Here is a 23,196-nt window from a genome sequence, read left to right on the forward strand (position 1 = left end):
TATCAGGGTTCGACCAGGGTCATCCCGAGTGCCATCGAACCGGCACGGCGGTCACGATGGACGCATGACGGATCACCAGCACGCGGCATCGGAGTCGGGACCCACCTCGGGCTCCGACTCCCAGCGGCCGACCACCGAGCCGCAGGACGCCGTGCCCGCGCCGGGCACGGCAGAGGAGCCGCGCGCGCACGAGGGCCGGGGCACGGCGAAGGAGCCGCACCCGGGCTCGGGCACGCGCCCGGGCACGGGTACGCACGGGGGCGCGGGCACGGATGCGCACGCGGGTGCGGACGCGCCCGCGGATCAAGCGGCCTACGACGCGCATGCTGCCGGCCCGGCTGGTTCGGGCGGTTCGGCTCGCCCGGACGCCCCGGTCACTCCTCACGGGTTCCGCCGTGACCGGCGGTACAGCATGTTGGGCGGTGTCTGCGCCGGCCTCGGGCGGCAGTGCGACATGGACCCGGTGATCTTCCGGATCGTGCTCGCGGTGCTCTCGGCGACCGGAGGGCTGGGCCTCATCTTCTACGGTTTCGCCTGGCTGTTCGTGCCGTACGACGACGAGGAGGAGAACGAGGTACGGAAGCTGCTCACCGGCCGTGTCGACGGTCAGGCGCTGGCGGCCGTGCTCTTCGCGCTGGTCGGCTGCGGCGTGTTCCTCACGATGCTGGGCAACAGCACCGTCCTGACGTTCTCCGTGATCGTCTCCCTCCTCCTGGCCGGCGCGGGCTACTGGTCACGGCAGCGAGGCACCCCCGACCCCGACCCGCTGGCAGCCCAGGCCGTCGCCGACGCGCCGCCGGAGGCCCAGGCACCCCCCGTGGCCGCCTCCTACCCGTCGTGGTGGCGGGACCCGATAGTCAAGGACGGCACCCATGTGGGCAGCACGGGCTACCTGTGGGGCCCTTGGGAGACGCGTGGGCGGGACATCTCCGCGGCGGTCAACATCGCTCGCGGCGTCCCCCCGCGGCACGACATACGCACCGCGCGTGGGCCGAAGCCGCGCGGGCCGCGCTGGATAGGCGGCTGGGTCTTCCTGCTCGCGCTGCTCGCCGGCGGTCTCGGCACCACCGCGACGTGGGAGGACCGCACGCTGGCGGCCAGCATGCAAACAGGGCTGGCCTGCGCGCTGGTCGCGTTCGGCCTGGGCATAGCGGTGAGCTCCTTCCTGGGCCGGACGGGAGCCGGATCGATCTTCTTGGCCCTGGTCACCGCAGGGCTCCTGGCCTGCGCGGCGGCGCTCCCGTCGAACATCACGACGGACTGGGCCCGCACCGAGTGGACACCGGGGAAGGCCGCGGACGTGGCGGCGCGGTACGAGTTGGGGACGGGCGTGGGCACGTTGGATCTGACGCGGGTGGACCTGGCGAAGGGCCAGACGTTGTCCACGAGTGTGGAAGTGGGTGCGGGCAAGGTGAAGGTCGTGGTCCCGTCGGACGTGACCGTGCGGCTCGACGTCCAGGTGGGCTTCGGTGACATCCAGCTGCCGGGTGAGGGCAAGGAGGACGTGGACGTGGCACCGGACAAGAGCGATCGCCTGACCCTGTCCCCGGCCGAGGGCTCGGGGAGTGGCGGGACGATCACTCTCGACCTGGAGGTCGGTCTGGGCCAGGCGGAGGTGGCCCGTGCTGCGGCATGAGTTCCAGCCCGGGAAGCTCGTCGGCGGACTCTTCGTGACCGCCGCCGGTGTCATCTACCTCGGCGATGCGGCCGGGGCCTGGCAGACACCGTGGTTCGTCGTCCTACCACTCACCTTCGGAGGCCTGTGCCTCGCGGGCGCCGTGGCCTTCATACACCACGCGATACGGGGCCACCGGGCGTCCTGCCGGACGGGAGGGGAGGACAGGCGAGAGCGGCGGGGTGGACGAGGCCGACAGGACCAGCCGAGTCACCGGGCGTAACGGGGCGGTGGGAAGCACGGGGCAGCAGGGTCGACGGGGCACATGCCCAGAGGCGGGCAGTCGCCGGGTGAGAGTAGACCGGGGCTGACCCGGCGCGGGGGCGGGCAGCGCAGGGTTGGGCGCCGCGCGACAGGGGCGGGGTCGCCAGGGCAGGATCGGGGATCGGCAGGGCGCTAACTGCCGGTGGCCCCAGCGTTGGCTGAGCCCAGCCCACGGCAAGGGCAACCTCGTGGTCCCGAGGGCGACCTCATGATCCCGCTGGCCTCATGGCCTCATGGCCTCATGGCCTCGGGCGCAAGCAGCGGGGAGCTGCGCACCCAAAGCAGCCGTCCAGCCGGGAAGGCCAACCCCTACTCGTCGAGCGGCCCGCGTCATTCAGCGCGCCCAGTTCGTCGCGCTCCTCGCTGATCAGATGCTCGATCAGTCTCCCGGGGCGGTGGGTGCCGGAGTCCCGGAGCGGAGCGGAGCGGTAGTGCGGGGGGCGCCGGGCGCTGTGGCGAAAACAAGTCGTTCCCGTTACCGCCCCTCATCCACCCACACGACGGATGTGGACATGACAGTCCCGTGGGCTCTTAAATGCCAGGGCAAGATCAGCGGCACCCTCTGCGCCGCTCCCTCAGTGCCCCCTCATGTGTGCCCCACGGCGCCCACCGCCACAGGCGCTTCCATGCGGCGCCTTCTCCAGGAGACAGAAGACACTGATGAGTTGGATTCGGCAGTACGTCCGAGGTTCCCGTCGCGCCACCGCCGGCTTAGCGACCGCAGCCACACTTCTGGCCGGGGTACTCTCCCCGGCCGCCGACGCGGCGGACAGGCCGAGCCGTGCCGCCGCCCTCGACAACGCGGCGACGGCCCTCGCCGACCGGGCCGCGTCGCTGGGCCTCACCTCCGCGCAGGAGACCTTCGTGCGTGACGTGATCGTGGACAAGGACGGCGCCCAGCACGTTCGCTACGACCGTACGTACCGGCAACTCCCCGTGCTCGGCGGTGACTTCGTCGTGCATATGGCGCCTGACGGTACCTACCGCGGCGCTGACCGGGCGGCGAGGGCGGAGATCTCGCTGCCGAGCACCAGGCCGAAGGTGCCGGCCTCCAGGGCGGCCGACCTCGGCGTGAACGCCCTGCGCGCGGCCAACCCGGGCGACGTGCTGAAGCAGGTGAGGGCCAAGCCCGAGCTCGTCGTCGACGCCCTGCACGGCGCCCCGAGACTGGCCTGGCGCACGGAGACCACCGGGCTGGACCCGCTCGGCAACCCGGTCGCCCGCGTGCTGTTGACCGATGCCCGCAGCGGTGCCCGGATCGACGCCTGGGACACGATGGAGTCGGCCACCGGCGACGGCAGGTCCCTGTACAGCGGCACGGTCACGCTGGAGACGACCCCCTCGGGGTCGGCTCACCAGCTCAAGGACCCGACGCGCGGCAACACCTACACCGCTGACGCGGGCGACAGGATGGACGCGTGCAGTGGCGACACCTGCAACGGCCGCCTCTTCACGGACGACGACAACCACTGGGGCACGGGGACGACCGCCGACCGTTCGACGGTCGCCGTCGACGCCCAGTACGGCAGCGACACGACCTGGGACTACTACAAGGAAGTCCACGGCCGCGACGGCATCGGCGACGACGGCAAGGGCTCGTACAACCGCGTCCACTACGGCAACAAGCTCTCCAACGCCTTCTGGAACGACAGCTGCTTCTGCATGACCTACGGCGACGGCAACGGCACCCACTTCGGGCCGATGGTCGGGCTGGACGTGGCCGCCCACGAGATGTCCCACGGTGTGACCTCGAGAACGGCCAGGCTGGTCTACTCGGGCGAGTCCGGTGGCCTGAACGAGGCGACGTCCGACATCTTGGGGACGCTGGTGGAGTTCTACGCGGGGAACGCCCAGGACGCCGGCGACTATCTGATCGGCGAGAAGGTCGTCCGCCCCGGTCTGGGACGGGATGCCCTGCGCTACATGGACAAGCCGAGCAAGGACGGCAGCTCCGCGGACTACTGGAGCAGTTCGGTCGGCAGCATCAGCGTCCACCACTCGTCCGGCGTCGCCAACCACTTCGCCTACCTCCTCGCGGAGGGCAGCGGCACCAAGACGATCAACGGGGTCACCTATGACTCCCCGACGTACAACCGCTCCACCGTCACCGGGATAGGCCGCGCCAAGCTCGGCGCGATCTGGTACCGCGCCCTGACCGTCTACATGACGTCCTCGACGAACTACGCCGGAGCGAGGACGGCCACCCTGAACGCGGCCCGCGACCTCTACGGCGCGGCCGGCACGGAGTACGAAGCGGTGGCGGCGGCCTGGAGTGCGGTCAACGTGAACTGAGCGCCACCCGACGTCGGCCGCGTCAGCTTGGCTTCGGCAGAGCGCAGTCGGCGGCGCTCAGGTCCAGCTGGTTGCCGGTCGTGAAGCAGGCCGGGATGCGGTAGGTCTGGGCGGCGTAGTTGACGCCCCTGCGGACGGTGATGCTGCCGCTCGGGTCCACCTCGCAGGGGTTGTTCAACGTGCAGGAGGCGCCGTTCTCGTTGCCGGTGTTGTGGACCGCGACGACCTCACCGGTGGCGCGGTCGATCACCGGCGAGCCGGAGGTGCCGCCGATGGTCTGGCAGGCGGGGCTGTAGCGGACCGAATCCTTCCAGGTCCACTTGCCCTCCTTGAGGCGATGCGGGAACCCGTCGATGGTGCAGTCCAGGAGCTTCTTCCAGGCGCCGGACGCCACCGTGATGGCGGTCCCGGCGGTCGGAGGTGTGTCCCGCAGGGTCAGCGGCGACACCCCGTACGCGCTCCTGATCGCCGCGTAGGTGGTGGTGGTCTCGTAGATCGCCACATCCGTGTCGGTCATCGTCCCGTACGCGAGCTTGGCGGCCTTCAGTGTGGCGACCTGGGTGCCCGAGGAGTCGAGCAGGTTGAACGGCCGGTTCGCCGGCCGGTTGGTGATGACCACGCCCGGGTCCAGCAGGCTGCTGCAGTGACCGTTGGAGAGCACCAGCGCCGGGTCGGTGTCCGCGGAGTCGGGGAAGCGGACGACCGAGCCGGAGCAGTTGCTGAGCGCCACCGTCCCGGCGAGGCTGACGGCCTGGAGCGCCGGCTCGGCCGCCTGGGTCACGGGCTGGGCGGTCGCGGGCCGGGCGGTCGCGGGCCGGGCGCCGGGTGCCGCGACCGCGGGCGTCGCGACCGCTCCGGCGAGGGCCAGAGCGAAGATCGCGGCGCCGAAAGGCTTTCTCACGTGGGGGTCCCCTCTTGCGGAAGGGCGGCCGGAAGGTTTCCGGCCGCCCACAGTTTTGTCATGCGCATTGTTGGCGCATGGATGCAAGAGATCAAGGACCGTATTTCAGCCGCGAGGACAGCGCGCGGTCAGCGGTAGCTGCCGGCTCGGTGCCTGTTGCGTCGGGAGCGGAAGGCGGCGTCCACGGAGAGGGTGGGGGCGCCGGCGAGGATCAGGGGGATCCAGGCCATGAGGTAGGGAAGGTCGTTGCCGTAGTAGTACGGGCTGGACGACCAACTGACCGTCAGCCACAGGCTGAGGGAGATGAGGGCACCGCCCAGGGCGGCCAGGCGGGCGAGGAGACCGATGAGGGTGCCGATCCCGACGGCCAGTTCGCCGATGGCGATGGCGTAGCCGAAGCCGACGGGGTTCTTCAGGGCCATGTCGATCATCGCGGGGATGGCTGAGGCATCGCGGGCGGCGCTCATCATGTCGCCGATCGAGCCGGAGCCGGACGCGGCCATGAACGCGCTGTCGGTGAGTTTGTCCAGGCCGGCGTAGATGAAGGTGACGCCCAGGAAGACCCGCAGGGGCAGAAGTGCGTAGCGGGTGGCCGCGTCCCGCCAGTCGTGGCCGCCGTCGAGGTAGGGGGTGTGGGAGTCCGTGCGAGTACCGTGAGTCATCAGTCTGCGCCGCCTCTTGTCCGCCGTGCCGTTGACCCCTCAACAGACGATACGTTCGAAGGGGTGGGGGCGCTCAATGGTGCGTCACCTCTTTTTCCGTCTTGGGTGGTCTCGTCCCGAGGGTCCGCCCACGGCCCACAGATGCCCGGAGACCGCGCCACACGGCTTCGCTTCCCGACAGACCCGCCCAAACGCCCGCGAGGCTGCCGGCCCGCCCATCCAGTTGACCGCACCCCGCCGGACGCATCCTGCCCCACTCATCGGCCACCGTGCCGACCCACCGCCTCGGATCAGTCGGCCGAGACCTCGATGGCGTAGCGGTTGGTCTCCACTCCGGCCGCGGTGACGACCTGGACGTCGACCGTGCCGGGTTCGACGTCGGCGGGGACCGGCACGGTGAGGACCGCGTCGGTGGGGTTGCTGAAGCCGCCGGCGACGGGGACGAGGGGCACGTGGACATGGACGGGGCCGATGCGGACGACCATGCGGGAGAGGCGGTCGGCGGTCTGCGCGCCGGGCGGGACGAAGCCGGCGCCGCGGATCTCGATGTCGTCGCCGTTGCGGATGGGCGCGTCGAGGTCGCCGGCCTCGCGGGCGCGGACGACGGAGAGGATGACGGGACGGCCGCCCTCGGCGTACTTCCCGGCGACGTAGGTGGCCGCGGAGACGAGGACGAGGAGAGCGAGGCCCCAGGGGAGGTCGGGGAGCTGGTCGGGGCGGCGGGCCAGCCGTACCGCCGCGAAGACCAGGGCGACGGCGCAGATGGTCACGTACTGGATGTCGGTGAAGCTGCCCCGGCCGGCGTCGTCGGTGAGGAGGTCGGCGGCGCGGGGGCGGTGGGCGCGGACCTTCTGAAGGCGCTGGCCGAGGACGCGGAGGCCCACGACGCGGCGTACCAGGACGGCGATGCCGCACACCACGGCGAGGACGGTGACGATGCCGGCACCGCGGGCGAGTTCGAAACCGGCGATGAGGGCGTCGCGTTCCCGGTGGTCGGAGGCGGCGGCCAGGCGCCCGACCAGGACGAGGACGCAGAGGACGACGAAGAGGACCCAGCTCGCGGCGATCGCGCGGGACGTGGAGAGGCGGTTGTCCTCGCCGATCACCGGGGCGAGGGCGCCCCCACGCGCACGGTGCAGATACCCCGCCCCGGTGAGCGCCGCGGCGACGAGCAGGGCGGCGACCAGGCCGGCGGTGCGGGCGACGGTCCAGCCCGCGCCGATCGCGGTGATCGCCTGGACGAGGAGCAGGGTGACGACTCCGGCCCAGACGACGATCGCCGTGCGCAGCCAGAGCCGGCCCAGCCAGGCCTCGCCCTCGACGCGGCCGCGTTCGGCGACGACGGCGGCGGACTGGGTGAGCTCGTCGGAGACCCACTGGCGGGAGGCCGAAGCGGAGTGTGCGACAGCGGCGGGCAGGCCCTGTCCGGCGGCGAACTCCTCGCGTTTCAGCAGGAACTCGGCGACCGCGCGCCGGTGTCCCGTGCGCGCGCCGTGCGGGCAGTCCCCGCACGTGCATCCGCCGTCATGGGCAGCCGAGCCCATGCCCCCTCTGGCCTCCTGCACCGCCACGCCCGAGCCCGCCTTCCCGCGCCGCGCACGCCTCTGCGTGCGCTGTCCTCGGCATTCGCCGTCATCTTCATCGACGCCATCGTCGTCACCGATATCGACGCCATCGCCGTCACCGCCCCGGCGGGGCGCCGTCCGTACAGCCGCTCACTACCACGGCCGTGCGGCCGGACACATGCCCCGCGATGACAGCGAATTGTGCCGTACGGAAGGCGGGCCGTGCCCGGCAGGGGCGTCGAGTGCAAGGGCAGTGCGGGGTGAAGTTCGGGTCGTTCTGTTGACCCGGCTGCGAAAATCTCCCTGTGGTCCGGATCACGCCGGGACCGCACCGTTCCGTGGCGCTGTTCCGGCGGACATACGGGGAGGTCGCGGTTCCGCTGGAGGCGGTGCCGGGTGTCGTCTACGAGCCCGAACGCAGGCGGGGCCGACTGCGGTGGCGGCTCCGCGAGCGCAGGGCATTGATCCGCTGCTCCAGACCACCGGCGGACGGCTGCGAAAGCGAGGGGCCAAGCCCTACCGGCTGATTGCCCGCCCCGCCCCACCACAGCGACACAGCTGCCGTCACCGCCCCCGCCGCCCCCACTTCCGCGCGGCTCAGCTCAGCAGGTCCGGCTCGCTTCGGCTGATGTCCTGCCACAGGGGCTGGTAGTTGATCCACGCCACGAGGTCCCCGCCCGCCTGTTCGCGTGTGGCGACGGCCAGCCGGTGGTCGACGAGGAGAGGGCGGCCCGCGGCCTTCGCGGTGAGCTGGACCTGGGCGGAGCGTTCCATCGACAGGAACCACCAGGCCGCCGCGTCCACCGAGTCGCCGACGGTCAGCAGACCGTGGTTGCGCAGGACCAGGGCCTTGCGGCTCCCGAGGACCGCCGCGATCCGCCGCCCCTCGTCCGCGTCCACGGCCACGCCCGTGTAGTTGTCGTAGAGCGCGTGGTCCTCGTAGAACGCGCAGGACTCCTGGGTGATCGGCTCGATCAGTTCGCCGAGCGCGGCGAGGGCGCGGCCGTGCACCGAGTGGCAGTGCGCGACGGCGACGACGTCCGGGCGGGCGGCGTGGACCTGGGCGTGGACGGTGAAGGCGGCCTGGTTGACGTGGTAGCGGCCCTCGATGACCTGGCCGTCCTGGTTGGCGAGGACGAGGTCACTGACGGTGACGTGCTTGAAGGACATCCCGAACGGGTTGACCCAGAAGCAGTCGCTGAACTCCGGATCGCGGGCGGTGATGTGCCCCGAGACGCCGTCCTCGAACCCCAGCCGTCCGAAGATCCGCAGGGCCCCGGCCAGCCGTTCCTTGCGGTGCCGCCGCTCTTCCTCCACCGACTCGTGCATCGGGGGCATGGCGAACCGCAGCTGGTCGGTGGGTAGGGGCAGGGGCGGTGTGGGCCCGTGCATGTGTCCTCCAGACTGACTTCCTTTACGAAGCGGAAGTTACCGTCGGTCTCCCCGGCAGAACAGGTCCGTTCCCTGAAGAGAGTGTGCAACCGTTACGCAAGTCACATAAGCATGCTGGCGCCACACCACTCAGGGGACGAGCCGTCAGTCGCTCGGGGTAACCGGACAGTGGTTGTCGGGTATCCGCGCGAGACTCGTCCCATGCCACACACAACGCCGTCTTCCGCGTCCCCCGAGCCACCTTCCGCGTCCCCCACGCCACCTTCCGCGTCCCCCACGCCGCCGCGCACCGTCGCCGACTGGGCCGCCTTCTCCGCCGCCGAACCCGGTCTCGCGCAGACCGTGGAGGCACGCTTCGGCGCCTTCAACCACCATGTCCTCGCAACCCTCCGCCGGGACGGCTCGCCGCGCACGACCGGACTGGAGGTCAGGTTCGTCGGCGGCGAGCTGTGGCTGGGGATGATGCCGGACTCCCTGAAAGCGCTCGACCTGCGCCGCGATCCCCGGTTCGCGCTGCAGGCCAACCCGGGTCCGGGCACCGGGACCAGCGGTGGTGATGTACGGATCAGCGGGCGGGCGGTCGAGGTCGACGATCCGGCCGTCAAGGCCGCGTACAGCGAAGAGGTGGAACCGCCGGAGCCGTTCCACCTCTTCCGCACCGAGCTGACGGAGGTCGTACGGACCTACGTCGAGGACGAGACGTATCTGGTCGTCCAGGTCTGGAAGCCCGGAGAGCCGGTGCGCACTCTCAAACGGACCTGAGCCCCCTCACCGGAGGCGGGACCTCGTCACCCGAAGGCCCCGTCACGCCGAGCGGTCACTCCCACTCGATGGTGCCCGGCGGCTTGGACGTCACGTCCAGGACCACGCGGTTGACGTCGCGCACCTCGTTGGTGATCCGGGTCGAGATCTTCGCCAGCACGTCGTACGGCAGGCGCGACCAGTCGGCCGTCATGGCGTCCTCGGAGGAGACCGGGCGCAGGACGATGGGGTGGCCGTAGGTGCGGCCGTCGCCCTGGACGCCGACGCTGCGGACGTCCGCCAGGAGGACCACCGGGCACTGCCAGATGTCGCGGTCGAGCCCGGCCGCCGTCAGCTCCTCGCGGGCGATGGCGTCGGCCTCACGGAGCAGGTCGAGGCGGTCCTTGGTGACCTCGCCGACGATCCGGATGCCGAGGCCGGGACCGGGGAACGGCTGCCGCTGGACGATCTCTTCGGGCAGGCCGAGCTCCTGGCCGACCATGCGGACCTCGTCCTTGAACAGCTTGCGGAGCGGCTCGATGAGCTGGAACTCCAGGTCCTCGGGGAGACCGCCCACGTTGTGGTGGGACTTGATGTTGGCGGTGCCGGTGCCGCCGCCGGACTCGACGACGTCCGGGTAGAGGGTGCCCTGGACCAGGAACTCCACGGCCGGGCCCTCGTCCGCGATGATCTCGGCCTGCGCCTGCTCGAACACGCGGATGAACTCGCGGCCGATGATCTTCCGCTTCTCCTCGGGGTCGGAGACCCCGGCGAGCGCCTTGAGGAACCGCTCCTCCGCGTCGACGACCTTCAGCTGGACGCCGGTGGCCGCGACGAAGTCCTTCTCGACCTGTTCGGTCTCGTCCTTGCGCATCAGACCGTGGTCGACGTACACGCAGGTCAGCTGGGAGCCGATGGCCTTCTGCACGAGGGCCGCGGCGACCGCGGAGTCCACGCCGCCGGAGAGGCCGCAGATGGCGCGCTTGTCGCCGACCTGCTCGCGGATGGCGGCGACCTGCTCCTCGATCACGTTGCCGGTGGTCCAGGACGGGGTCAGCCCGGCGCCCCGGTACAGGAAGTGCTCCAGCACCTGCTGCCCGTGCGTGGAGTGCATGACCTCCGGGTGGTACTGGACGCCGTACAGCTTCTTCTCGTCGTTCTCGAAGGCGGCGACCGGTACGACGTCGGTGGAGGCGGTGACGGTGAAGCCCTCGGGGGCGGCGGAGCAGGCGTCGCCGTGCGACATCCACACCGACTGCTCGTCCGGGGTGCCCTCGAAGAGGGTCGAGCCGGACTTGGTGACGTGCAGCGGCGTACGGCCGTACTCGCGGGCGCCCGTGTTGTCGACGGTGCCGCCGAGGGTGGTGGCCATCAGCTGGAAGCCGTAGCACATGCCGAACACGGGGACGCCGGACTCGAAGAGCGCGCGGTCGAGGCGAGGGGCGCCCTCGGCGTAGACCGAGGAGGGGCCGCCGGAGAGGATGATCGCCGCCGGGTTCTTGGCGAGGATCTCCGCGACCGGCATGGTGCTGGGCACGATCTCGCTGTAGACCCGGGCCTCGCGGACACGGCGGGCGATGAGCTGGGCGTACTGCGCGCCGAAGTCGACGACCAGAACGGTGTCGGGGGCGGCGGCAGCGGAGGGCGCTGATGACACGGGGTGCCTTCCGGCGGTCGGGCGGGGGTCTGTGTGGCCGAGTCTACCGGGGTGCGCTCTCGTGGTGCGGGCCCACGGTGGGCTCCGCCCCCGGGACCCCGAGGACCCCTTGCCGCCCCCCTCGGGGACAAGGCGCCCCCCGCACGACCGGCTCGAGGAGGCCGACCAGTCCCTGGGGCCAACCAGTCCCTGGGCCCGACCAGCCGGTGGGCCCGACCAGTCCCTGGGACCGACCAGCCCGTGGGCCCCACCAGCCCTTGGGGCCGACCAAGCCCCTGGGGCCAGCCGCCCCGTGGGGCCGGACCGCGTCGGAGCCGGTGGCTTGCCGTGGCATACTGGCGCCCATGCTCGCGCACTCGACCTTCGTCTTTACCTATGGCAACCGGCCCACCGGCTGCCATGGTCGTGCTGCTTGAGCAACTGACAAGCGACTTCCCCAGGCGCCCCGGGCCGACAAGGTCCGGGGCGCCTGGCGTTTTCCGGGGACTGTCGGGGCGGGGTGCGGAACCGGACACCGAGGAGTTCCGACGATGACCACCACCACCGCCACCACCGCCACCAAGAAGACCACCACCGCTGTGCAGACCGCCACCAAGAAGACCACCACCGCTGTGCAGACCGCCGCCGAGATGACCGCCGTCACGAGGACCACCTCGGTACAGACCGTCACCGAGAGGACCGGCGCGCGGACCGAGGAGGCCGCGGGTGTGATCAGCGGCGCCCGGGAGCGGATCGACGCGTTGGACGACCGGATCATCGGGCTGGTGCAGGAACGGATGGCGGTGTCGGCCGTGATCCAGGACGCCCGGATCGAGTCGGGCGGCCGCCGGGTGAACCTCTCGCGCGAGATGGAGGTCCTCGCCCACTACAGCGACGCCCTCGGCAAGCCCGGCACCGCCCTCGCCATGACCCTGCTGGAGCTGTGCCGGGGACGCATCTGAATCACGCCGCCCCGCGAGACTCAGCCACCCCCGAGACCCCGCCGACCGGCGCCGCCCCGGGCGAACTCTCGCCCGAGCACCCCTCGGCGCCCCGTCCGGCGACGGTCACGGCGCACGCGCCGGGCGCACGTACGTGTGCGCCTGCCGTCTCACCCGTACGGCGCGTGACCGCCGTACGACGCGCTTCGTTGGTCCCGATGCCCGTGCCAGCCAGGTCCGGGTCCGAAAGAACCACGCGTGGCTCCGCTGGAGCGATGAGGCGTCCGGATCGTGCCGTGCGCCGTGGGACCTCGCTCCAAAGTGGTGACCGGACCGCAGGGGACAGCAGCCCGGTCACTCAATTGAACGGTCGGCTCCGGGGACGCCCGGGGCCGACCGGCGGATTGTTCCGAGGGCGGCGAGACGGTTACGGAGCCCGTCAGCCGCCCGGCACGAAGCAGGAGCAGCCCGCACCGCAAGGTCGACACCCGGTACGGCGCCCCGTGCGCGCGTCCGACATCCACCCCCCACCAGCGGCGCGACCCCCCGGCGCCGCTGCGAGGCACCGGCGCCGACCTGACGTCGGTGCTGACGGCGAGGGGCCCCGTGGGTTCCGTCCCACGGGGCCCCTCGCCATGTGTGCCACCGTCAGATCAGCCGGCCGCCTTCTCCAGCTTGGCGACCTGCGCCTCCAGCACCTCTGCCGGGACCTTCGCCTTGTCCGCGTCGAGCATGTTCATCGAGTAGAACCCGATGAGCGTCGAGCCGCTGCGGACCACCGTGAAGGACATCGGGATCTTGGCGCCCTCGATGTCGCCCTTCAGCTTGTACGAGACGGCCTCGTCGCCCTGCTCGGGGGCGGGAAGGGCCTCGACGCCGGAGTACTTGTTGCCGACGTGCTCGTACTTCGTGCAGGTCTCGGTCGCCTTGCGCAGGTCGGCCATCACCTTCTCGGCGTCGCTCTGCTCGTGCGCGGCGAGGGCGAGGGAGATGACGCTGCCGGAGAGCTCGTCCTTCGGGGTGACCGTGCGCCCGGCGCGGGCCTTGGCCTGCGGGTCCGAGGTGAAGAAGAACATGTTCGCGATGGGCTGGCAGGCGGCCGGCTGCGCGGGAACGGTCTCGGCGGGCATGTCCTCCGCCGGCATGTCGGCGATGGTGTAGCCCTTGACGTCACCCTTCGTCAGGGCGGCCTTCTGCAGCTGGGCCTCGGTCAGCGCGCCCTGCCCGGCCGGCTCCTTCGGCTTCTCGGCCGGGGCGGAGGAGCCCGCCGAGGGCTTCTTCTCCGCATCCGTGTTCTCGCCGTTCTCGCCGCCGCCACCGCACGCCGCGGTGAGACCCAGCGTGGCCATGACCGAGACGGCCACCGCTGCCCGCGACATCTTCGACTTCATGTCCCCCACCCTTTACGCCTTGCGCTACTCGCGTCACACAGGGGCCCCACAGGGCCCATCGAACATGTATGTGACAGCCAGACCCATGGATTCGTTGCGTCACTCCCGCCACATTCACATGTGACTCACGTCACTCCAGGAAACTGTGATCCGGAGGGCAACCCTTCGCATGCCTCGCTGGTCACACCTGGCACACGAGAGAAGGACCCGCGCTCGGAGGGGGGTGCGGGTCCTTCTCCGCTGCTTCTTCGCTTGGTTCTTCTCTTGGTTCTTCGCTTACTTCCGCGGTTACTTCCGCGGTTACTTCCGCGGTTACTTCTTCGGCGGCACCGTCGGCACCGGCATCAGCGGCAGCCGCAGCGCGCCGAAGGCGTCCTCCGGGACCGCCGGGTTCACCGGCTCCACCGGGCGCAGGCGTTCGTACGCCGCTCCGGGGGCGGGACGGTGGTCGGGCTCGTCCTTGTTCGGCCAGTACGACATCGCGCGCTCGGCCTGGGCCGTGATCGTCAGGGACGGATTGACGCCCAGGTTGGCGGAGACCGCGGCGCCGTCGACGACAGAGATACCGGGGTGGCCGTAGAGGCGGTGGTACGGGTCGATGACGCCGTCCTCGGGGGTGGCGCCGATGGGGCAGCCGCCGAGGAAGTGCGCGGTGAGCGGGGTGCCCATCAGTTCGCCCACGTTGCTGCCGGCGAACCCGTTGATCTCGGCGGCGATCGTGGACGCGGCGGCCGAGGCGGCCTCGATCTGCTTGGGATTGGGGGCGCCGTGGCCCTGCCGGGCGGTCAGCAGGCCCTTGCCGGGGCCCTTCGGCTTCAGATGTGTCGTGAGCGAGTTGTCGAGGGACTGCATCACCAGGCCGATGATGGTCCGCTCGGACCAGCGGCGGTTGGACAGCGAACGGGCCACCAGCAGCGGGTGCCTCGCCGCGTGGGCCAACCAGCCGAGCACGCGCGACGCGCCCGACGCCGTGGCGCCCGCGTACGGGACCTGGAGGATCGACAGACCGCCCATCGCGTTGGAGCCCTTGCCGTAACGGACCGGCTCGATGTGGGTGTTCTCGTCGGGGTGGATGGACGAGGTGATGGCCACGCCCCGGGTGAAGTCCACGTCGGCCCCGTGGGCCCTGCGATAGCGGCGCTGGTCTGTCTGGGCTCCGACCAGGGCCTCGGAGTTGGTGCGGGTCAGCATGCCCAGGCGGTCGGAGATGTGCGGCAGCTGGCCGCCCGCCTTCATACGGTGCAGCAGGGTCTGGGTGCCGTAGGTGCCGGCGGCGAGGACGACCCGGCGGGCCTTGAGGACCCGGCCCCCGGAACCGCCCCCGCCCTTGCCCCGGCCCGCCTTGCGGCGTTCGTCGGTGGGCAGGGTGGTCACGGCGAAGCCGCCCTGGGAGTCCTCGGTGAGGGCGACCACCGTCGTCATCGGGTGGACGACCGCGCCCGCCTTCTCGGCGAGGTGGAGGTAGTTCTCGTTGAGGGTGTTCTTCGCGCCGTGGCGGCAGCCGGTCATGCACTCGCCGCACTCGGTGCAGGCGTTGCGGGCCGGGCCCGCGCCACCGAAGTACGGGTCGGGGACCTGGTCGCCGGGCGCGGCCTTGGCCTTGCCGTCGGCGTCCTCGCCGTCACCGAAGAACACGCCGACCGGGGCCATGTGGAAGCTGTCCCCGACGCCCATCCGCTCGGCGGCCGCCTTCAGATGCACGTCGGACGGGGTCATCGTCGGGTTGAGCCGTACGCCGAGCATGCGGCGCGCCTGGTCGTAGTACGGCTTCAGCTCCTCCTGCCAGTCCGTGATGTCCTTCCACTGGGGGTCCTCGAAGAAGGGCTTCGGCGGGACGTACAGGGTGTTGGCGTAGTTGAGGGAGCCGCCGCCCACGCCGGCGCCGGCGAGCACCATGACGTTGCCGAGCAGGTGGATGCGCTGGATGCCGTACATGCCCAGGGCCGGGGCCCAGAGGTAGTTCCTCAGGTCCCAGGAGTTCTTGGGCAGGGAGTCACGGGTGAAGCGGCGCCCTGCCTCCAGGACGCCGACCTTGTACCCCTTCTCCGTGAGGCGCAGGGCGGTCACGGAGCCGCCGAAGCCGGAGCCGACGACGATGACGTCGTAGTCGTATGACACGTGCTCTCCTCATCGAGAACGGTGCGTACCGCGCCCCCGGAGGGGCGCGGGTGTCAGCGCAGCCGGAGCGCCTTCATGACCTTGAGGCTGGTGCTCATGAACTGCGCGTACTTCTCGTCGTCCATGCCGAAGGACGGGGCCATCGGCAGGACGCGCTGCTGGGCGACCGTCTGGGCCTCGGTGTACTTGAGGATGCCCTCGGAACCGTGGCGGCGGCCGAGGCCCGAGTCCTTCATGCCGCCCATCGGGGACTGGACGCTGCCGTACGCGGAGGCGTAGCCCTCGTTGACGTTGACGGTGCCGGCGCGCAGGCGGGCGGCGACGGCGCGGCCGCGGCGGCCGTCCTTGGTCCAGACGGAGGCGTTGAGGCCGTACGCGGTGGCGTTGGCCTCGTCGATGGCCGCGTCCTCGTCCTTGAAGCGGTAGACGGAGACGACGGGGCCGAAGGTCTCCTCGGTGCAGACGGCCATGGGCTCGGTGACGCCGTCGAGGATGGTCGGCTCGTAGAAGTAGGGGCCGATGTCGGGGCGGGCGACACCGCCGGCGACGAGCTTGGCGCCCTTCGCGACGGCCTCGTCCACGTGCCGGGTGACCGTCTCCAGCTGGCGGTCGCCGACGAGGGAGCCCATGTCGGCGCCGTAGGCGAGGGACGTGCCGAGGCGCATCGCCCGGGTGCGGGCGGCGAAGCGCTCCAGGAAGGCGTCGGCGACGGACTCGTGGACGTACAGGCGCTCGATGGAGATGCAGAGTTGGCCGGCGGAGGAGAAGCAGGCGCGGACGGCTCCGGCGGCCGCCTTCTCTATGTCGGCGTCCTCCAGGACCAGCATGGCGTTCTTGCCGCCGAGTTCGAGGGAGACCCCGACGAGGCGGGCGGCGGCGCCCTGGGCGACCTCGCGACCGGTGCGGGTGGAGCCGGTGAAGGAGACGTAGTCGGCGTGCCGGACGACCTCGGGTCCGATGACCGGGCCCTCGCCGAGGACGACCTGGAAGACCTCGGCGGGCAGACCGGCCTCGACGAGGAGGTCACGCGCCCACAGGGCGGTCAGGCAGGTCTCCGTGTCGGGCTTCATCACGACCGCGTTGCCCGCGACGAAGGCGGGGATCGCGTCGCCGACGGAGAGTTCGAGCGGGTAGTTCCAGGGCGCGATCTGGCCCACCACACCGCGCGGGTGGCGGAGTTCGACGACCTTGGTGAGGGTCGGTACGGCGCCGGTGTGCCGCTTCGGCTTGAGGTACGCGGGGGCCTTGCGGCCGTAGTGGCGGGCCGCGACCGCGACGGCCTGGACCTCCTCGTGGGCGTGCAGCCGGGCCTTGCCGGTCTCCAGCTGGATGAGGTCGAGCACCTCGGCCTGGCGCTCCAGGACGAGGTCGTGGAAGCGGAGCAGGACGGCGGCGCGCTCACGGACGGGCACCTGCGCCCACACGGCCTGCGCGGCGCGGGCCCGCACGTACGCCTTCTCCACGTCCTCGGGGGTGGACTCGGGCAGGTCGGCGAGCTTCTCGCCGGTGAACGGCGTGTGGTTGGCGGTCCGGCCGGAACCGACCACACCCTTGGTGAGCTGGGCGACCAGTTCGGGGGTGACCACGTCGGCGGCGGTACGGGCGCCCGCCGGGGCGGGTGCGAGGGGGTTGGTGCCGGTCGTCCGTGCCGTGCCGGTCTTTTCGGGGGCCTGCGAGTCCGTCATGACGCGCAGGGTATTCCGGAGCGGACGACTTTGGGTACCCGGCGGTAACAGGCTTTCACCGGCCGCACACACCATGCCAGTGATCAGTGGCACGAAGACGCTGATCAGCGCGTTGTGCGCCTGCGGACGCGACTTGGTCACATCACGCGGAAGGCCGGCGTCACCCCGGCGGAAGGCCGGCGTCACCGCTGCTCAAGCGCCGGTGTCACCGCTGCTCAAGCGCCGGTGTCACTCTGCGGGGATCTTCAGCCGCTCGCGTGCCCCCTTGAAGACCGCGGTGCCCTTCTTCTCGTCCGGCGTGCCCTTCGGCATGTCCACCCGGAGTGCGAACATCTGGCTGTCGTCGGTGCGGACGATCAGTTCCATGACGCGGGTGGGGGTGCTGTCCGCGTAGTGCGTGGTGTCGGCGAGCACCGCCTCCTGCCCCTCGAAACTGGTACTCGTGTACCGCGCGGTGGACTTCACGCCGCTGCCCACGATGTCCGAGGAGTCCTTGGCCTCCTTCATGGGCGACGTGGGCGCCTCGTCCCACTGGGTGAGCCGTACGCGGATGACCTTTTCCCCGTCGTAGGTGACCGTGCGGGACACGCCGTCCTCGCCGCGCTTCTCGCCGGTCCGCTCGTACGAGCTCGGAAGGGACAGGACGGCGTTCATCTCCTTCTCGCGGTGCGCGACCCAGCGGGTGTCGGCGCCGGACGGGGACTTTGACGGGGCGCCGGACTCGGGGCCGGCCGAGGCGGTGCGGCCCGAGAACGACCCGATGTGAGGCTCGGGAACGGCGAGACGGTCGTCGTCGGCACCGATCAGCGTCCCCACCCAGACTCCCCCACCGGCGAACAGGACCCCGGCGACGGTCCCGACTGCGGCCAGCCGGCGGGAAGGACGCCTGCCGGGCCGCCGGGCGGGCTCGGGGCCCCGTACGTCGACGGTCACCGACGGGGTCGCCGACGAGTCCCCGGACACCCGCCCGGAACCGGCGGTGACGGGGTCCGCGGGGGCGTTCTCGGGCTCGGCCGCGGCGACGGCCGGTGCCGACTCCTCGCGTGACGCCTTGCCCGGCCGTTCGCCCGCGAGTCGCAGGGTCCCCTCGTCCTCGCCCAGTTGCTTCAGCTCCGACGGCAGTTGTGTGTCCGGGGTCCGGCCCTCCGCGACGTCGGCCAGGATCCGTGCGGCCTCCTCGGCGTCGGGGCGATCCGCCGGGTCCTTGGCCAGAAGCCGTACGACCAGGGGGCCGAGGGGGCCCGCCCCGGTGGGTTCGGGGGGCTCGGTGGAGAGGATCGCGGCGAGCGTGGACTCCGGGGACGTACGGCGGAAGGGCGACGCGCCCTCGACGGCGGCGTACAGGAGGACGCCGAGCGACCACAGGTCGGAGGGCGGCCCGGCGGCGCCGTGCCCGGACATGCGCTCGGGGGCGACGAACTCCAGCGAACCGACGAACTCCCCTGTCATGGTGAGCGATTCCTCGCCCTGGACGTGGGCGATGCCGAAGTCGGTGAGGACGACCTGGCCGTGCGGCCCGAGCAGGACGTTGGCCGGTTTGACGTCACGGTGCACGATGCCGACGCCGTGCGCGGCGTGCAGCGCGCCGACGACGGCGAGGCCGATACGGGCCGACTCGGCGGGGGTGAGGGGACCGCGTCGGAGCCGTTCCTGGAGGGACTCGCCGCGGACCCACTCCATGACGATCCAGGGGTGGCCGTCGTCGATGACGACGTCGTGGATGGTGACGGCCGAGGGGTGGTCGACGCGGGCGGCGGCGCGGGCCTCGCGGTAGAGGCGGTTGGCGGCCCGGCTGCGCTCCTCGTTCTCCGGGTCGTCGGGGCCGCCCGGCAGCCGGGGCTGCTTGACGGCGACCTCACGGCCCACCAGTTCGTCGACGGCCTGCCACACGGTGCCCATGCCGCCGGACCCGATGCGCTCGGTGAGGCGGTAGCGACCGCCGACCAGACGATCGTCGCACTGGGTGGCCCTTCCGCCGAACCGGCGTGCGTCGCGCTGGTGTTCGCCGTCATCACTCATGCGACATCAGTACCGCGCGGAAGCGGAACTTGTCGACGTACGGCCGGGTCGCCGGGCGCGCCGCCGGGCGCGCCGCCGGGCGCGCCGCCGGGCGCGCCGCCGGGCGGAGCGGCGTCCCGGTCGCCCCGCCGCGCTAACGCCGGCGGTTCCACAGGTCCTCGGCCCAGCCGTACCGTTCGCGGTGCTTGGGCAGGGCCGTGCGGCCGACGGCGGCGGCGAGCTTGCGCAACCGGCGCCAGTCCAGCGGCGGTTTGGGCTCGGGGACGCCGGGTCGGTCGCGCGGCACCCGGACGCGCAGGGCCTTGGTCGAGATCCGGCAGTGGACCGGGGTGGGCAGGACGAGGGCCTCGCCGTCGACGCCGACCTCGATCTCCGGCCGGTCGGCCTCGACCACGATCTCGTCGGCGATGAGCAGGCTGAGGCCGGGCGCGTTCGGCCCGAGGACCAGGCTCGCGGCGTCGGCCGCGCTCTCGACCCGTACACCGACCACGCCCAGCACCCCGGCGTCCAGCCGCTCACGTCGGCCGAGGCCGACCAGGTCGTCACTCCGGTAGACGTTGTTGCTGACCAGCACGGCCTGGGGCGCGTCGATCACGGCGTCGCCGATCCGGGCGGTGAGCCGCGGACCGCGTTGGTGCGTGAGCAGTTCGGGCAGCAGTTCCAGCGTGGTGCGGACCTTGTCGTCGCGGTAGGCGGGGCTCTGCACGACGGCCGCGTACGCGCCGAACGACGCGTTGTTCACGAAGGGGTGACCGCCTGCGTACCCCAGGTCGACATGGAGTTCGACGCCCTTGTCGGTGAGGGCGTCGAGGCAGGCGGCGGGGTTGTCGCGGTCGAGGCCGAGGTCCATGGCGAAGTGGTTGCGGGTGCCTGCGGAGATGACGAGGAGGGGCACGTCGTAGGCCGCGGCGATGGCGGCCACCTGGGCCTGGGTGCCGTCGCCGCCGGCGACACCGAGCAGGTCGGCGCCCTCCCGGACCGCGTCGCGGGCCAGCACGGCGACGTCCTCGTGGCGCTCCGGGTCGAGCAGATGGACCCGGGCGCCGAGCCGTTCGGCCCGCTCCTTCAGCCGGAACCGCTCGACCTTCCCGCCCCCCGACTTGGGGTTCATGATGAGGAAGGGCCGGCTCGGCGCGGGTGTGCGGTGCTCGGGCACGTCCACCCGGTGCGACTTGGTGAGGCTGAGCGCGAACTTCCCCGACCAGACGGCCGCACCCCACAGCGCGGCCGACACGAGCACGACCCACAGCAGGTTGACGGCCGCGAACCACCAGATGACGCCCACCGGCGCGGCCACCGCCAGCGTGGCCGCCGCCACCCGGACGACACCCCGATGGGTCAGCACCCACCACAGCGCGGCCACCGTCAGACCGGCGCCCAGCAGCAGGCCCGCGACGAGCAGCAGGCTCGCCTCCCGCGCGTAGCCGATCGGCAGCAGGACGGCCAGCGCCGCGCAGCCGAGGGCGGCCCGCGCCGCCCATCGCTGTCGCGCATGAGCCTGCACGTCCAGGTGTTCGATGCCCACGCCCGCTCGCCCTCCGCGCCGATCATGCACTTGACACGGCATGTTAGGGCCAGGGGGCGGGCCAAGGCGATGGCCCACCGCTCATCCGCGGGAACGCCGTCGCGAGTCCCGCACGGAGCCACGACCCGCGTACCCCCATTGGGGTCATGGTCGGGGTCCGGGCCGGTTCCTGGCGGCGCGGCGGGGTGTTGGGCGAGTCGGCGTGGCCGACGAACGCGGAGCCCGACACCCATGAAGATCACCTTTCTGCTGCACAACGCCTATGCGATCGGCGGCACGGTCCGTTCGACCCTGAACCTCGCCGGGGCTCTGTCCGCCCGGCACGAGGTCGAGATCGTCTCGGTCCTGCGGACGGCGGAACAGCCGCTGCTCGGTGTGCACGGCGACGTCCGCCTGGTCCCGCTGGTCGACGAGCGCCCCGACTCCGCGGCGTACGACGGCGACCACGAGCTGATGGCACGGCCCTCCGCGCTGGTACCGCCCACCGAGGTCCTCGCCCACCGCTACACCGCTCTGACCGACGCGCGCCTGCGCGCCTTCCTCGACACCACCGACGCGGACGTCCTCGTCGCGACCCGCCCCGCGCTGGTCGTCGTCCTCGCCGAGCACGGACCGCGCCGCGCGATCCGCATCGGACAGGAGCACCTGTCGTACGACAACCACGTGCCCGGGGTGCGCGCGGCGCAGAACGAGGCGATCGCCCGCCTCGACGCGTTCGTCACCGTGTCCGCGCGGGACGCCGCCGACCACCGCCACCGGTTGCCCGGCCTGCGCACCCGGATCACGGACATCGCCAACGCCGCCCCCCGCCCGAGGGCCGAACCCTCCGACCTGCGGGCCCCGCTCGTGGTGGCCGCCGGACGGCTGGTGCCGGTCAAGCGCTACGACCTGCTCGTCGAGGCGTTCGCCAAGGTCGTCGCCGAGCGCCCCGAGTGGCGGCTGCGGATCCACGGCCAGGGACCGGAGCGCGCGAACCTGCGCGCCGCCGTCGCCGCGCACGGCCTGAACGACCACGTCTTTCTGATGGGCCCGCACACCACCCTGGAAACCGAGTGGGCGAAGGCCTCGGTGGCCGTCGTCAGCTCCGCGTGGGAGTCCTTCGGCATGACGATCCTGGAGGCCATGCACGCCGGGGTGCCCGTGGTCGCGACCGACTGCCCGCACGGCCCCGGCGAGATCATCACCGACGGGTCCGACGGCCTCCTCGTCCCGCCGGGCGATCCGGACGCCCTCGCCACGGGGCTGCTCCGCCTGATCAACGACCCCGGTCTCCGGCACACCCTCGGCACCGCCGCCCGCACGACGGTCCAGCGGTACGAGCCGGCCACGATCGCGGACCGGTACGAGCGGCTCATCACCGAGCTCCTGGCGGCTCGCCGGCCGGGGCTGGTGGCCGGGATGGGGCGATGGCTCGGCCTTGCGGTGCCGGGGCAGGGGCGACGGGCGGGCCGTACGGCACCGGGACGGTGGACGCGGTGGGCGGCTCCGGGGCGGGCGGCGCGGAAGGCCGGGACGGCACCCGCCACGGAGACCGAGCGCCGGCCGTCCCGTCCGTGGGGCGACTGCCGGGTCGACGCCCGGCGGGACGTACGGGTCTCGGTCGGCTGGACCGACGCGTCCGGACGGGACCTCGTACTCGTCCTGCGCCACCGCCACGGCGACGACGAACTCCGGGTACCGCTGCGACGGGAGACGCCGGACGTCACCGAAGGCCACTGGACCGCGCTGCTGAGCCAGACCCGGCCGCCCCTCGCCGAAGGGCGCTGGGACCTGTACGCGGAGCGGGCGGGGGACGGGGTCCGGCGCCGGTTGCGGGCCGGGCACGTGGAGCAACGGTCCCTGTTGACCTCGGAGTTCACCGGTGCGGGCCCGGTCGCGTGGTGGATCCCGTACACGACGAAGGACGGCTACCTCGCCCTGCGGACCTTCCGCCGCGAAGCCCACGCCGAGGTCACCGCGCTGCCGGTCGGTGAGGGGTCGTCGGCCGTGGAGGGTGTCCTGCACGGGGCCGAACTCGGTGCCGGCGCGGCGCTGGTGGGTGTCGCCCGGGGTGGGGAGACGGCGGACTTCGAGGCACCGGTGGAGTCCACCGGCGGGCACCTGCCCGAGGGGCACCCGTTCCACGGGCGCCTGTTCCACGGGAGGCTGCCGTCGCTGCCGGACCCGACCGCGCCCGGCAAGGTGATCTGGGACCTGTTCCTGCGGCCCGCCACCGACGCCGAACCGGTCCGTCTCGGACGGCTGTTCGGCGACATCGTGGACCGCAAGGACACCGACAAGTACCCGGAGGTCACGCTGCCGGCGCGGTCGGGTGCGTCCGTGCGGGCCCGCTGCTTCTTCACCGTCACCAACGACCTGGCCGTGAGCGTGTCCCGACAGAAGTGAGCCC

At 71.9% G+C, this 23,196-nt stretch carries 15 protein-coding genes and 1 pseudogene; 6 read left to right on the plus strand and 10 right to left on the minus strand.

The genetic code is table 11. The features are described from left to right. The first annotated feature begins 64 nt into the window (after positions 1-64). Together SMA5143A_RS29230 and SMA5143A_RS29240 are read left to right on the plus strand one after the other, a co-directional pair. On the plus strand, positions 65-1,636 hold the full coding sequence (locus tag SMA5143A_RS29230) for a PspC domain-containing protein (RefSeq protein WP_107465812.1): 1,572 nt from the start codon (positions 65-67) through the stop codon (positions 1,634-1,636). A gap of 963 nt (positions 1,637-2,599) precedes the next feature. Beyond that, positions 2,600-4,231, plus strand: a complete 1,632-nt coding sequence (locus SMA5143A_RS29240) for a M4 family metallopeptidase (RefSeq protein WP_107465815.1) — start codon at positions 2,600-2,602, stop codon at positions 4,229-4,231. Positions 4,232-4,253: 22 nt separating this feature from the next. On the opposite strand, the gene SMA5143A_RS29245 is transcribed toward SMA5143A_RS29240, so the two are convergent. The 3 genes from SMA5143A_RS29245 to SMA5143A_RS29255 form a co-directional block, all read right to left on the minus strand. Then, the gene (locus SMA5143A_RS29245; protein WP_107465816.1) at positions 4,254-5,132 is read right to left on the minus strand and encodes a S1 family peptidase; all 879 of its coding nucleotides are present in this window, start codon (positions 5,130-5,132) and stop codon (positions 4,254-4,256) included. A gap of 128 nt (positions 5,133-5,260) precedes the next feature. Then, a complete protein-coding gene (locus SMA5143A_RS29250; RefSeq protein ID WP_107465818.1) occupies positions 5,261-5,794 on the minus strand; it encodes a DoxX family protein in 534 nt (177 codons plus the stop codon). Between the two features lie 290 nt (positions 5,795-6,084). Further along, entirely contained in the window at positions 6,085-7,338 is a 1,254-nt protein-coding gene (locus tag SMA5143A_RS29255; RefSeq protein ID WP_258193800.1) for a hypothetical protein, read from the minus strand. Between the two features lie 326 nt (positions 7,339-7,664). Here SMA5143A_RS29255 and SMA5143A_RS43490 point away from each other — a divergent pair. Further along, positions 7,665-7,885 (plus strand): annotated as a pseudogene (locus SMA5143A_RS43490) (DUF4429 domain-containing protein); the annotation flags it as partial. 71 nt (positions 7,886-7,956) lie between these two features. On the opposite strand, the gene SMA5143A_RS29265 reads toward SMA5143A_RS43490, so the two are convergent. Further along, positions 7,957-8,751, minus strand: coding sequence for a class II aldolase/adducin family protein (locus SMA5143A_RS29265; RefSeq protein WP_107465822.1), 795 nt, complete (start codon positions 8,749-8,751; stop codon positions 7,957-7,959). 201 nt (positions 8,752-8,952) lie between these two features. On the opposite strand from SMA5143A_RS29265, the gene SMA5143A_RS29270 reads away from it, so the two are divergent. Beyond that, positions 8,953-9,513: a pyridoxamine 5'-phosphate oxidase family protein gene (locus SMA5143A_RS29270; protein WP_107465823.1), complete on the plus strand. Its 561-nt coding sequence runs from the start codon at positions 8,953-8,955 to the stop codon at positions 9,511-9,513. A 55-nt stretch (positions 9,514-9,568) separates the two neighbouring features. On the opposite strand, the gene guaA is transcribed toward SMA5143A_RS29270, so the two are convergent. Next, complete coding sequence (gene guaA / locus SMA5143A_RS29275; protein ID WP_107465824.1) at positions 9,569-11,149, minus strand: glutamine-hydrolyzing GMP synthase; 1,581 nt, start codon at positions 11,147-11,149, stop codon at positions 9,569-9,571. 629 nt (positions 11,150-11,778) lie between these two features. Here guaA and SMA5143A_RS29280 point away from each other — a divergent pair. Then, complete coding sequence (locus SMA5143A_RS29280; protein WP_107465921.1) at positions 11,779-12,090, plus strand: chorismate mutase; 312 nt, start codon at positions 11,779-11,781, stop codon at positions 12,088-12,090. A 632-nt stretch (positions 12,091-12,722) separates the two neighbouring features. Here SMA5143A_RS29280 and SMA5143A_RS29285 read toward each other — a convergent pair. The 5 genes from SMA5143A_RS29285 to SMA5143A_RS29305 all read right to left on the minus strand — a co-directional run bounded on the left by SMA5143A_RS29285 (position 12,723) and on the right by SMA5143A_RS29305 (position 20,807). After that, positions 12,723-13,460, minus strand: a complete 738-nt coding sequence (locus SMA5143A_RS29285; RefSeq protein ID WP_107465825.1) for a hypothetical protein — start codon at positions 13,458-13,460, stop codon at positions 12,723-12,725. Between the two features lie 312 nt (positions 13,461-13,772). After that, entirely contained in the window at positions 13,773-15,578 is a 1,806-nt protein-coding gene (locus SMA5143A_RS29290) for a GMC family oxidoreductase (protein WP_107465826.1), read from the minus strand. Between the two features lie 53 nt (positions 15,579-15,631). Beyond that, positions 15,632-17,263, minus strand: coding sequence for a succinic semialdehyde dehydrogenase (locus tag SMA5143A_RS29295; RefSeq protein WP_107465827.1), 1,632 nt, complete (start codon positions 17,261-17,263; stop codon positions 15,632-15,634). A gap of 228 nt (positions 17,264-17,491) precedes the next feature. After that, the gene (locus tag SMA5143A_RS29300; protein ID WP_107465828.1) at positions 17,492-19,282 is read right to left on the minus strand and encodes a serine/threonine-protein kinase; all 1,791 of its coding nucleotides are present in this window, start codon (positions 19,280-19,282) and stop codon (positions 17,492-17,494) included. 133 nt (positions 19,283-19,415) lie between these two features. Further along, entirely contained in the window at positions 19,416-20,807 is a 1,392-nt protein-coding gene (locus SMA5143A_RS29305) for a diacylglycerol/lipid kinase family protein (RefSeq protein ID WP_107465830.1), read from the minus strand. A gap of 231 nt (positions 20,808-21,038) precedes the next feature. Here SMA5143A_RS29305 and SMA5143A_RS29310 point away from each other — a divergent pair, with 231 nt between their 5' ends. After that, positions 21,039-23,192, plus strand: a complete 2,154-nt coding sequence (locus SMA5143A_RS29310; RefSeq protein WP_181362061.1) for a glycosyltransferase family 4 protein — start codon at positions 21,039-21,041, stop codon at positions 23,190-23,192. Positions 23,193-23,196 lie beyond the last annotated feature (4 nt).

It is taken from the genome of Streptomyces sp. MA5143a, from assembly GCF_900290235.1.
GTDB lineage: Bacteria > Actinomycetota > Actinomycetes > Streptomycetales > Streptomycetaceae > Streptomyces.

Coding starts and splice junctions, on each gene's coding strand:
- SMA5143A_RS29310 (WP_181362061.1), top strand. CDS start 21,039: ATGAAGATCACCTTTCTGCTGCACAACGCCTATGCGATCGGCGGCACG.
- SMA5143A_RS29285 (WP_107465825.1), bottom strand. CDS start 13,460: ATGAAGTCGAAGATGTCGCGGGCAGCGGTGGCCGTCTCGGTCATGGCC.
- SMA5143A_RS29240 (WP_107465815.1), top strand. CDS start 2,600: ATGAGTTGGATTCGGCAGTACGTCCGAGGTTCCCGTCGCGCCACCGCC.
- SMA5143A_RS29295 (WP_107465827.1), bottom strand. CDS start 17,263: ATGACGGACTCGCAGGCCCCCGAAAAGACCGGCACGGCACGGACGACC.
- SMA5143A_RS29230 (WP_107465812.1), top strand. CDS start 65: ATGACGGATCACCAGCACGCGGCATCGGAGTCGGGACCCACCTCGGGC.
- SMA5143A_RS29300 (WP_107465828.1), bottom strand. CDS start 19,282: ATGAGTGATGACGGCGAACACCAGCGCGACGCACGCCGGTTCGGCGGA.
- SMA5143A_RS29270 (WP_107465823.1), top strand. CDS start 8,953: ATGCCACACACAACGCCGTCTTCCGCGTCCCCCGAGCCACCTTCCGCG.
- SMA5143A_RS29280 (WP_107465921.1), top strand. CDS start 11,779: ATGACCGCCGTCACGAGGACCACCTCGGTACAGACCGTCACCGAGAGG.
- SMA5143A_RS29255 (WP_258193800.1), bottom strand. CDS start 7,338: ATGGGCTCGGCTGCCCATGACGGCGGATGCACGTGCGGGGACTGCCCG.
- SMA5143A_RS29250 (WP_107465818.1), bottom strand. CDS start 5,794: ATGACTCACGGTACTCGCACGGACTCCCACACCCCCTACCTCGACGGC.
- SMA5143A_RS29265 (WP_107465822.1), bottom strand. CDS start 8,751: ATGCACGGGCCCACACCGCCCCTGCCCCTACCCACCGACCAGCTGCGG.